12 protein-coding genes are annotated in these 10,655 nt (G+C 63.4%); 7 read left to right on the top strand and 5 right to left on the bottom strand.

Translation table 11 applies throughout. The features are described 5' to 3' along the window. Positions 1-21 precede the first annotated feature (21 nt). Positions 22-519: a hypothetical protein gene (locus tag QSJ97_RS15935; protein ID WP_285672887.1), complete on the top strand. Its 498-nt coding sequence runs from the start codon at positions 22-24 to the stop codon at positions 517-519. Beyond that, positions 404-1,462 (top strand): sodium:solute symporter family transporter, encoded by a 1,059-nt coding sequence (locus tag QSJ97_RS15940; RefSeq protein WP_285672905.1) that lies wholly within the window; start codon positions 404-406, stop codon positions 1,460-1,462. Before QSJ97_RS15935 ends, QSJ97_RS15940 begins: the two co-directional genes overlap by 116 nt. Positions 1,463-2,278: 816 nt before the next feature. Here the strand turns inward: QSJ97_RS15940 and QSJ97_RS15945 are convergent. The 5 genes from QSJ97_RS15945 to QSJ97_RS15965 form a co-directional block, all read right to left on the bottom strand. Beyond that, a complete protein-coding gene (locus QSJ97_RS15945) occupies positions 2,279-3,058 on the bottom strand; it encodes an MBL fold metallo-hydrolase (RefSeq protein WP_285672888.1) in 780 nt (259 codons plus the stop codon). A gap of 281 nt (positions 3,059-3,339) precedes the next feature. Beyond that, complete coding sequence (locus tag QSJ97_RS15950) at positions 3,340-4,551, bottom strand: oxidoreductase (protein WP_285672891.1); 1,212 nt, start codon at positions 4,549-4,551, stop codon at positions 3,340-3,342. Further along, entirely contained in the window at positions 4,548-4,937 is a 390-nt protein-coding gene (locus tag QSJ97_RS15955) for an ArsR/SmtB family transcription factor (RefSeq protein ID WP_285672892.1), read from the bottom strand. Before QSJ97_RS15955 ends, QSJ97_RS15950 begins: the two co-directional genes overlap by 4 nt. Positions 4,938-5,220: 283 nt before the next feature. Beyond that, entirely contained in the window at positions 5,221-5,460 is a 240-nt protein-coding gene (locus QSJ97_RS15960) for a hypothetical protein (protein ID WP_285672893.1), read from the bottom strand. Then, the gene (locus tag QSJ97_RS15965) at positions 5,457-6,254 is read right to left on the bottom strand and encodes a DUF2092 domain-containing protein (RefSeq protein WP_285672894.1); all 798 of its coding nucleotides are present in this window, start codon (positions 6,252-6,254) and stop codon (positions 5,457-5,459) included. Before QSJ97_RS15965 ends, QSJ97_RS15960 begins: the two co-directional genes overlap by 4 nt. Positions 6,255-6,579: 325 nt before the next feature. On the opposite strand from QSJ97_RS15965, the gene QSJ97_RS15970 reads away from it, so the two are divergent. The 5 genes from QSJ97_RS15970 to QSJ97_RS15990 all read left to right on the top strand — a co-directional run. Continuing rightward, positions 6,580-6,720, top strand: coding sequence for a hypothetical protein (locus QSJ97_RS15970; RefSeq protein ID WP_285672895.1), 141 nt, complete (start codon positions 6,580-6,582; stop codon positions 6,718-6,720). A 153-nt stretch (positions 6,721-6,873) separates the two neighbouring features. Then, the gene (locus QSJ97_RS15975; RefSeq protein WP_285672898.1) at positions 6,874-7,245 is read left to right on the top strand and encodes a hypothetical protein; all 372 of its coding nucleotides are present in this window, start codon (positions 6,874-6,876) and stop codon (positions 7,243-7,245) included. A gap of 317 nt (positions 7,246-7,562) precedes the next feature. Beyond that, positions 7,563-9,281 carry a hypothetical protein gene (locus QSJ97_RS15980; RefSeq protein WP_285672900.1) on the top strand — a complete coding sequence of 573 codons (1,719 nt, stop codon included), beginning with the start codon at positions 7,563-7,565 and terminating at the stop codon, positions 9,279-9,281. Further along, a complete protein-coding gene (locus tag QSJ97_RS15985; protein WP_285672901.1) occupies positions 9,281-10,111 on the top strand; it encodes a hypothetical protein in 831 nt (276 codons plus the stop codon). The genes QSJ97_RS15980 and QSJ97_RS15985 overlap by 1 nt, the downstream gene beginning before the upstream one ends. 357 nt (positions 10,112-10,468) lie before the next feature. Next, positions 10,469-10,655: helix-turn-helix transcriptional regulator (locus tag QSJ97_RS15990; RefSeq protein ID WP_285672903.1), on the top strand; the 187-nt coding region annotated here is incomplete at its 3' end.

Raw genomic sequence — 10,655 nt, forward strand, 5'->3', positions numbered from 1 at the left:
ATGACTGACGCAGGTGGACCGGTGCTCGACAGGCTGACCCTGGAAGGGTCGGGCTGGCTGCTGGTCCCGCTCGGGCTCTATCTCGCGGCGCTCGGGCTGATCGCGGCGGTCGCGGCGAGGCGCAATGCGCATACCGTCGAGGATCATTACATCGCGAACCGGACCGTCGGCTATGCCTGGCTCGTGGGGACCACCGTCGCCAGCCTGTTCAACGCGCTGGCGATCACCGGCACGCCCGCGCTGTTCTACTCCGGCGGCATCCTGTTCCTCCAGCTCTTCCCGACCGTGCTCGGCGTCACGATCCTGATGTGGACCTTCGGAACCCGGATCGCCTCCGACGGCAGGCGATGGGGGGGTGATCACCCAGGCGGAGTATTTCGGGCGCTGCTACGACTCCCGCACCGTGCATCTGCTGGTGACGCTGGTCGGGCTGATGACCCTTCTGCCGTTTCTCGCCGTGCAGATCGCCGGCGCGGCGAAGATCCTGTCCGGCGTCGTCGACCGGCAGATCTCCTATGACGCAGCCGTCCTGATCTGCGTCGCCTCGATCTGGGCCTATGTCCATTTCGGCGGCGCCAGGGCCGTGGTCTGGACGGACGGGCTGCAGGGCATCATCGTCGCCGGGATCCTCGGCATCTCGGCATGGCTCTTCGTGGACTGGGCCGGCGGCGTCTCCTCGGGCCTCGACCGGGTCGCGAGGGCGATGCCCGAGAAGCTCGTCTTCAACCGCGAGAACGGCCCGCAGTTTCTCGACCAGATGCTGTCCTGGACCTTCGCGGTGTTCCTGTTCCCGCACATCTTCCAGCGGCTATTCATGGCGCGGGCGCCCGAGACGATCCGCCGGACCTCGATCATCAGCGGTGCGATCATGCTCGTGATGATGGCCTGCATCCTCGTCATGGCGATCTTCGCCACTGCCGAGCTGCACGGCACGCTCGACGACCCCGACGAGCTGATCGTCGCGATGTACCGGCAGCACTGGCGGGAGGGCGGCGTGATCCTGATGATCGCCGTGCTCGCGCTGTCGATGAGCACCATCGACAGCGTCGTGCTCTCCGTCGCCTCGCTCGCAACCCGGGATACCCTTCGCGGGCAGCTGCGCATCGACCTCTCCGCCGCGACCGAGCTTTCGCTGGCACGCTGGATCTCCCTCGCGCTGCTGGCGCTTGCGTCGCTGGTGGCCCTGCAGGGGATCGGGCGCGATGCGATCGCCCCCTGGGTGACCCTCGGCGCCAGCTTCTGCACGCTGCTCCTCTGGCCGCTGATCGGATCGACATGGGCACGCGGAACCGCGGCGGCGGCAATCGCCGGGATGGCGATGGGGTTCGTCGCGATCTGCCTTGCACGGTTCACCCATCTCTGCGAGGGCCTGCCGTTCGGGTTCGCGACATGCGGCTTCCTTGTGGGCGGCACGTGCTTCCTTGGCACCTGCCTGCTGCAACGACAGCCCGTGCGCTCCTGATCCTCCCGCGACGGCCCCGCGGCGTTCCAGGCCCGGCGGGCGCCTTCGCCCGGCCGGTCGATGCGGGTCCCTCCCCCGCCGAGCGGTCCGCTTCGCCGGAGCGCGCAGGCGTGCAGCCGACGGGCCCGGCGGCTAACGCTCCTGCTGCGGCGAGGATCGTCGCGACGCGCGACGCGGTGGACGGAGACGAGCCGAGCCGGGCCGCCGATCTGGCGCCTCGGAGGCCGAGAGCCGGCGCGACAACGCCAGGAAGCGAATGGAGCGCGCAACGGACCAGTCCGCTCGACCAGCGCCGGCGATACGGGACGGGGCGGAACCGTCTCAAGGTGGCCCGAGGCGAGGCGATGCCGGAGCCCCTCGCCCGAGACGGGAACCTGCCCCGCCTGCTGCCGAGGATGGCCAATCTCCCCAGCATCCGGCGGCTCACCGCGACGGAGGCCGTGATCGCGGCCGATCCGGTCTCCTCCCCGTGGAGGCCCCGGCCGGATCAGCCTTCCGTGGGGTGCAATGCGATGCCTGCTTAGCCCCCTGGTGCGGCCCTGGGGTCTCGCCAGCCGGGCTCCGGGGGCTGCCGGGAAGCCCCTCGCGATTCACAACGCCCGGAAATCGCTTTGGCGGGCGATCCGGGCGCGAACGTCGTTCCGGTCATGACGGGCGGCGTGAGCCGGCAGGGACGGACCCGCGGGATCTGGATGCCTTCCGGTCCTGCCCGGCGGGGACGCGGGCGGGCCCGTGCGGCTGGCGAGCGGATCGGCCGCGAGATGAAACCGGCTCCGGCCCGTGGCCGGAGCCGTGCGCTCGCCATTGGCAGGCGGATCAGACGCTGTCGTCGTCCGGGTACCAGTCGACCAGCTGCACCTCGGCGGCGTCGCCGACGAGCTGGGCGAACTTTCCGGGATCCTGCGTGCCGCCATCGCGGCCACGGTAGTGGTAGGGGTAGACGAACTTGGGCCTGAACTCGGCCACGGCGCTGGCCGCCGCCTCGTCGGTCATCGTGAACGGCAGGTTCATGCAGACGAAGGCAAGGTCGATATCCTTGAGCGCCCGCATCTCCGGGATGTCCTCGGTGTCGCCCGAGATGTAGATCCGGAAGCCGGGCATGGTGAGGACATAGCCGTTGTCGCCGCGCTCCCTGGGGTGGAACTTGCTCGCCGGATCCTTGTTGTAGGCCGGAATCGCCTCAATGGTCGCGCCGACGGCCTCGATGTTGCCCTCATGGCCCAGAACCCGGGCGCGGCCCTTGAGGCCGTCATCCAGCAGGTCCATGACATCCTGATTGGTGATGATCGGCGCATCGCCCAGGGCGTTGAGCGTGTCGGCGTTGAGATGGTCGCCGTGGCGATGGGTGACAAGGATCAGGTCCGGCGCAGGCTTGTCGGCAAAGGCCGCGGCATCGCCCACCGGGTCGACATAGATGGTTCCCGACGGCGTGGTCAGCACGAAGGTGGCGTGGCTGATCGGGTGCACGCCGATCTCGCCGTCGCCGGCCTTGAAGCTGTGCACGGCATGGCCGTCCGCCGAAGCGCGGAACGGGAGCATGATGATCGTGCCGGTCGCCGCGGCCGTGACTAGGAATTCGCGTCTGGTCGAGGTCATGAGATATCCTTCCCGTTGTTTCGCCAGCATCCTTGCGATCTTTCTCTGAAAAACAATGTGGGCGAGCCCTGCATCCTGTTCGCACGGAAAACTGGCAAGCGACAACCGAGTTCACTGTTCACGCGGCAGTCCGTCTCGCGATCGGCGCCGCGCATGGGCTGCCGGCCACCAGGGCGCCCGGCCTCGGGCAGATCGAACGGCCCGAGCGCGCATTGTCCTCCAGTCCGGCCCGCATGGGAAGGCAAATCGGTGCCCGCTCGCAACGTGCCGGGCCGGCATGGTCATCCCCTTCCGAAACGCTCGAGCCAGCTCTCGCAACGCTCCGCGTCCCGCGCTTCATAGGCGTCCAGCGCCTCGGCCGGGCTCATGTCGAACCGGGTCTCGGCATCCTCGCCAAGCGCGGTCAGGCGCATGGAGTACCATGCCGTCACACCGCCGGGTGGCGGCGCACCGAACACCGGAAACGCGGGATCGCCGCCGCCATCGCTCAGCCAGCCGCTCGCGAGCGACGGGTCGAGCGCCATGGCGCGGGCGAGGCCGACAGCATCCGCCGCGCCGTCCCCGACGGCTGCCGCAGCCTGCTCCCTGGTCCCGAACCCGCCGGTCAGCATGATCGGGACCGACGTGACCGCCCGGGCGCGGCGCGCGAAGTCGATGAAGTAGGGTCCCGACCTGGATGCACCGTCCGAGCTGGAGGCGGCGCCGGGAAAATAGGTGCCGCCGCTGACGTCGATGAGGTCGATGGAGGTCCGGTCGAGCAGGTCGACCACCTCCAGCGCCTCGGCCTCCGTGAGCCCGCCAACCAGCCTGTCGGTCGCGTTGATCTTGATGCCGACCGGGAAGGACGGCCCAACCGCCTGCCGCACGGCTTCGATCACCTCGCCGATGATGCGAAAGCGCCGCTCGATCGGGCCGCCATAGGCATCGGTCCGGCGATTGAACAGCGGCGACAGGAACTGGCTGAACAGGAAGCCGTGGCCCGCATGGAGCTGGACGCCGCCGAAGCCGGCCTCCTGCGCCAGCCCCGCCGATCGGGCGAAGGCATCGGGCAGCGCGCGGATATCCTCCGGGGACATGCCCTCGCATCGGAGGCCGCCGACATCCAGGGGAGACGGCCCCCTGGGCTCGCTGATCGGCGCATGCGCAAGCGCACCGGCATGGCCAAGCTGCGGCCAGACCTGCGCACCGCCGGCCGACCCCCGCTTCGCCAGCGCCCGGAGGGCAGGCATGTCGGCGCCCGGCCCGAGAACCAGGTTGCCGGGCTTCTCGGGATACCGGGGACTGCCTTGCACCTCGCCGATGATCGACAGCGCCGCGCCGCCTTCGGCCCAGCGTTCATAGAGCCGCATCTGCGCCTCGGTGGGGTTCCCCGCGCCGTCGCCGAGGGAATCGGACATCGCCGCCTTGATCAGACGGTTCTTGAGCCGGACGCCGCAGGGCAATTCCAGCGGCCGGCCCAGAATGGCATTCGGATCATCATCGCTTGAATTCATGCCCTCGCCTCGTCCGGGTATCGCGTTTCCGCGGTGTTTCGTTCGCACGCCCCGGCCTTGGCCGCCTGCGCTCGGGGCCGATGCTTCAGGAGTTCGCCCTGCATGGCGTTCAGGAACGCCCGAATTGCCGCTTCATCGCGCCGGCAGAACGGCCACTGCCCGCGGCGCTCCGCCGTCACGAAGCCGGCTTGCCCCAACAATCCCATGCAGGTCGAGATCCTGAACTGCGAGAGCTTTGCCTTCTCCCGGATTCGGGCGACCCAGACGCCGTCCAGGCCGGCATGCTCCGGCAGGGCGGGCGGAAAGTCGGACCCGCCCTTCAGCCACTCGAGGACACGGCGGCGAACCGGCTTGTTCAGCGCCGCAATCGATCTCTCAAAGTCCATATATCTCGAGGCACGGCATATCCCCCCGTCGCGGTCCAGAGGCCCATCGAGCGTTTCCGCGGGCGATCAATCGGTTCGGCGCGCGATAGCGGCCGGACGGGCGGACCGCGCCGCCAGGGAGCCGCGCGCCGGGCCGGGACTGACCGGCCCGGCCTCTGCCGGCGCGCCATGCCCTCTCGCGGCGCATGCTGCGGGCCGGGCCGGCCCGGTGCCCGAGCGGCCGGGACCGGACAGGGAGCGGCCGGCCTCGGCCACTCCCCCGGGCCATGCCGCAGCGCGGGTCTCAGTACCGGCGCGAGACCCGGCGGGCGGTCCGGCGCGAGGTGCGCCGGGCGACGCCGGCATAGGAGACCGGCGTCAGCGGACGGCCCACGACCGCATGGGCCTCGGGCGCGATCGCCCCCGAGATCACCGTCAGCGGGCCGGTCCGGCCCTCCTGGCCGCCGTTCATCGCCTCGGCGGCGACGAGCGCGGCGAGGCCGCCGGCGAGAATGCCGATCTTGATGCTGAGCTTGCGGGTCATCGCTTCATTCCTTCGGTGGATTCGGGCATGAGAATGTCGAGATCGGGAAGCTCGGCGAGATCGGCCTTGCCGGCATCCGCCGGCGCCTCGAAGACGAAGGCGCCGTCCGCGATCTCGGGAGCGTCGTTCCAGTTGGCGATCTGGAGCTGGTACTGCGGCGCCGCGGCCAGCCATTTGCTGGTGACGACATAGCGGCACGGATAGGGCTTGTCGCCGACCGCGACCCAGAGCTGGAAGTCGACATCGTCGGTGCGGAAGGCGAGGTGCTCGCATTCGACGCCGCCGACCGGGCCGCTGCCGAGATAGAGCGCCTTGGTGATCGGCTCGCTCAGCTCCTCGGCAACCGTGGTGATGAGCAGATCGGCGCCGGGCATGGCGATGCCGTGCTCGTGGGCGTTCTCGACGAAGGCGTCCAGCGAGGCGGGCGCCGCCTGCTGGGCATAGGTGCCGATCCTGCGCCCGTAGAGGGTCAGCGTCTCGCCATCGGAATTGAGCAGGATGTCGGAATGCGCGCCGGTGCGGCTGACGCGGAACTTCTCGGGACGGTCGAGCAGCATCGAGCCTGAGGCCGGGAACTGGAGCTTGACGCCCGCCGTGGTGACCGCCTCGAGCGAGACCTCGAAGTCGAAGCTCACGGTGTCGAGCCCGGCGAGGTAATCGGTCATCCCGGCGAGTATCTCCCGCGCGGCGGAATCGGCCGCGGCAAGATCCTGTGTGTCGGATTGCGCACCGGCCGCGTGCGGCAGGGCGAGCCCCGCCATGAACGCGACGAGTGCCGTGGTCTTTGTGAACATGATGGGTTCCCCTATCGTTTTGCCGGAAAACGGCCGGCCGGTCGTTCGAGCGGTTCAATACCCTCTTCGCGGTGCTCCGGTGATCGGCGGGCCGGCCGGAAGAGGCAGTCTCGGCGGCCGGAGCGGACGCAGATCCGCACTAGCACAAATCGGAACGGTTGTCGGCGTCGATCTCATGCCCGTATCTTCGGCGCCGCACGGACACGCCGGATGACGCGAGAGCGGCCGATGGCCATCGCGCCGCCGAGGCTTGTCCGGACCTCGCGGCGCCTGCGAGAGCCCATCAGAACGCCGTTCTGCCGGCAGGGCCGGGCTGTGGCCCCGCATGAGCCGCAGCGCGCAGCTGCTCGGCCACACGCAGGCGCAGACAACGCTGCGCTATGCCCATCTGCACGATGCGGCGCAGCGCCGTGCCTCGGCCCGGTTCGACCGCTTCGTCAGCCACACGGAACAGGCGGCGGAGTAGCGCCCGCGGCAGCACAGGCCCGAGCGGCGCGCCCCACAACGCAGGCCGCTCGGGCCTGTGCTGTCGGGGGCGCGTCAGGCGCAGCGCTCCCCACTTGCCGGCGCCGCTGCTCGATGTATGACTCTCACGAGAGATGCAGGAGACCGGACCGCCATGGCCGACCCCAGCCAGACGACACCCGCCGAGGAGATGACCGCCGCCGAAGTCGTCGCCTTCCTCGATCGGGTGGTGCAGGGCTACAAGGGCCAATACGCCCCGCTGGACCGCGCCCTCGGCATGTATGTCCAGGCCCGCACGCTCGGCTGGAAACCGCTCTACCTCATGCGCGACAAGCGGAAGATCCAGGAAGCCGAGGCAATCCTCGGCATCGCCTTCCGCGAGCACTTCCCCGAAACCGGCCCCTGCCCCGACAAGTCGATGTCCTGGCGTCTCGCCAAGAAGGTCAGCAGCTTCTGGCGGGCCGTAAGGGGCGACTACCCCAACATCAGGTCTTCAGAGCTTGAGGACGTGACAAAGGTGCGGTAGTGGTTTCAGAAGACCTACTTTGAGGGCAGGTAACATGAGACAGCGATCACTCATCAGCAGCCGCCATTCGGCAACCGCAGGCCCAACTTTCGAGAGGATTGCCGATCGCACCTAACGCAATGGGCCATTCTGTTAAGCAGCCTGGCCTACGGTGCACATTCTATGGTCATCCGGTCAGCCGTCCCAACTTGATCCGGTCACAGATTCCGGGCTCCATGGTCACCTTCGCGGTACTCGACGAGTGCCTGGCAAAACGATAGAATTCACCATAGCATCAACCGCTGTTCCGGCGGAGGCTACAAATTGATATAGGCTCGATGACCCAACCCGATGCAGTAGAGGACGATTTTGCTCTCGAGGCAAACTTCATTGAGCAAGCTGAGTACCTAGAGAAAGCTCGCTTTTTGCAGCTTTTAACAGAGCATCCAGACGAAGAGACGATAATAAAAAAGCTCACTGGAGGTGGTGCAAAGCTCCTCATAGGCCCTCGCGGATGCGGCAAGAGCACCCTCTTGCTGAAAGCTTACTATCTAATCGTTGCACAAAAGACTATAAACACTCTACCAATATATGTGAACTTCAAGCTTGCGCTGAAGGTTGAGCCCTTATACCACAAAGGCCCCAACGCTGCGTTTTGGTTTAGGCGTTGGTTATTTATAAAAGTACTTCTCTCCATTCACAATACAATCGCTGATGCTGTGGAAATGGAGGTTGGCAACGCACTTCCCAGCAAACTGGTACTAGAGCGCGCTCTATCACGCGTCGAGGCGGGTCGATCAACAGACGAAGAACTAGACGATTACGCGCTGGATAAGGTTCATGGCGCTATAGAAGAAATACTTTCTCTAAATGACATGTCTCGTTGCGTGCTTCTAATGGATGATGCTGCTCATGCGTTTTCAGAAAAACAACAAGAGGACTTTTTTGATTTCTTCCGCGAGATCAAATCAAAGAGAATTTCCCCAAAAGCCGCCGTTTACCCAGGTGTGACATCCCATTCTCCGTCCTTCCACGTTGGGCATGACGCAGAACGCGTTGATGTCTGGGTGCGCCCGTACGGATCGGATTATGAACGATATATGATCGATATGGCCAGGCGTCGGTTTGGCGACACGCCCCATGACTTCTTTGAGACCAGCAGCGAAGAGCTCAGCCTCTTGGCGTACTCCGCTTTCGGGATTCCTCGCGCCTTCCTCAGTATGATTCGTGCAATTGCAGACAGCAAAAACTCATATATCAGTAGCGAACAAAAATTGCAGCGCAGAAAAGTTCTCGAACTTTCGCGTCAAGGCCGCGACATGTCCCATGCCACTTTTGCTTCTTTGGGATCTAAACTGCCTGCTTACAAAGCATTTATAGAGAGCGGAAGTAAAATATATCAATCTATTCTCTCTACGTTGAAAGCCTATAATACGGGTAAGCCGCTCCCGCAGCATGGGCTTCAGTTTGGTATGAAGTCACCTATCTCACCCGAAATCGAAAAGACGCTCGGCTTTTTACAATATAGCGGACTCGTAATGCCTGCAGGAGATACGATGCGAGGTGTGAAAGGCACTTATGAGCTATTTGATATTCATTTTGGCGATCTTATAGCTGAGAATACAATTGTTGGCCGTCGAACTAAATCAATATCTTCGTTTCTCGAAGTGCTGCGAGGAGTGAAGCATCAAGCTTGGCCTAGGATTAACGATGCCAGCCTCATCAATACGGCGCACCTTGGCGATGCCCCCTTCGCTTTGGCGCTTCCGGCGTGCCAAGTTTGTGGCACGGAACGCCCCAGCGAAAGCGCGCGCTTCTGCTCGAATTGTGGTGCTCAGCTAAAATCAGCATCAACATATGAAAGTTTAGTTTCCCAAAATATATCTGTTCTTCCAATATCAAACCGCATGAAGAAGCGTATTAAGGAAAACTCTAACATCCGGACAGTTCGAGATATATTAATTGATACGAGCCGAGACCGTCTTAGAGGTATAAAGTACATCGGGGAAATCAGAGCCGCAAAAATAATTAGTGCAGCCGAGGAGCATATCTCATAATGGTGGAGATTCACGACTACGTGAATGAGCCGCCACAGTCGACTCGTATGGCTGGATTGAGCGGCATGTTTAGTGAGGTATCAATTGTATCACCTGTAGATCAGTATCTCAGAAGCGCTCGATCGCTTATTGCCTACGGAACCGACAAACGATTGAGGGAGAATGACTTTTTAGGCCGCTTATTGCTTTTAGGTGTGATTTCGGCCTCGGAAAGCTATTTTCGCTCCATATTGGCGCATTGCTTGGAGATGTGCCCTGTCTGCAAGAAGGCGGCGGGGGAGAAATCGGTGAACCTGGGTGGTGCGCTTTGGCATGGGCAAAGCGGATTCAGCCGTAGCGCTTTTGAACATCTATCATTTTCGTCTGCTGATGAATTGAAGAAAGCCACCAATGGGTTTCTCGGCGTTAAACTAGAGGATGCTAAATTTAGACAGCCATTGGAAGAATACGAAACAGTATGCCAATTGAGGCACGGCATTGTTCACAATGATGGAATCCTGCCGGGGCGGAATGCTGTGCAATTGGGCGTGGAGGGTCAGAGGAAACCCATGGCGATTAACGTGGATTTTGCGAAGTTACAGGAAGCGGCAGCGGTAATCGAAACGCTCGTCGTATCCGTGAACAGGGAACTTTTTTCAGTGATGTGCAAAAGATGGGCGATTGACTGGCGTCAAGGGATAGATTGGGATGAGAACGAAGAGTTAAAGCTCTTCAAGAACATATGGGCCGCATTTGATTGTAAAGAGGAAAAAAAGAGGCGGACAGGAAGATCTCGATTGACATTCTCGAGATGTCTCCACGCAACAAAAGTACAGTATGCGTTGATATAATCGCTGACGCTAAGGCAATGCTGGCCGAGAAATCAAAACCGAGCTGGTCATTTTACAAAATTGGCAAGAGTGTTAAGGCAGCTTTGACGTTCTACGGGATCACCTCCCACTGGATTGCTCACCCCTGCCCTCGACGGTCCCGTGATGTTCAACGTTTTCCGGGGATAGCGTTAAACATTGGAGCGCGAGCCTTCGCGCACCGCGGCGGGCGGGATGGTGTCTCCACACCGCTGTCCGGCTGCTCGGCGCAGCCGTAGGCCGCTCCTGGCTTGCGTCGTCCGCCCGGCTCCGATCTTGAGAGCGTGTTTCCTCCCACCTATCTGCCTGTGAGCGGTTATTCACTCACAGGAGTATCCGATGAATCGGAAGGATGCGGGGCTGCTGACGGCGAGCGAGGCGGCGGCGTTGCTCGGGGTCAGCGAACGGACGTTGCGGCGGTGGGATCAGGCGCGGTGTGGCCCGCCAAGATCGGCTGCCGGACGGAAGCCGATCTACCGGCTTGACACGGTGCTTCACTGGCTCAAGCGGCAGGAGCGGGGAACGG

The organism is Paralimibaculum aggregatum, assembly GCF_030270585.1.
GTDB lineage: Bacteria > Pseudomonadota > Alphaproteobacteria > Rhodobacterales > Rhodobacteraceae > Thermohalobaculum > Thermohalobaculum aggregatum.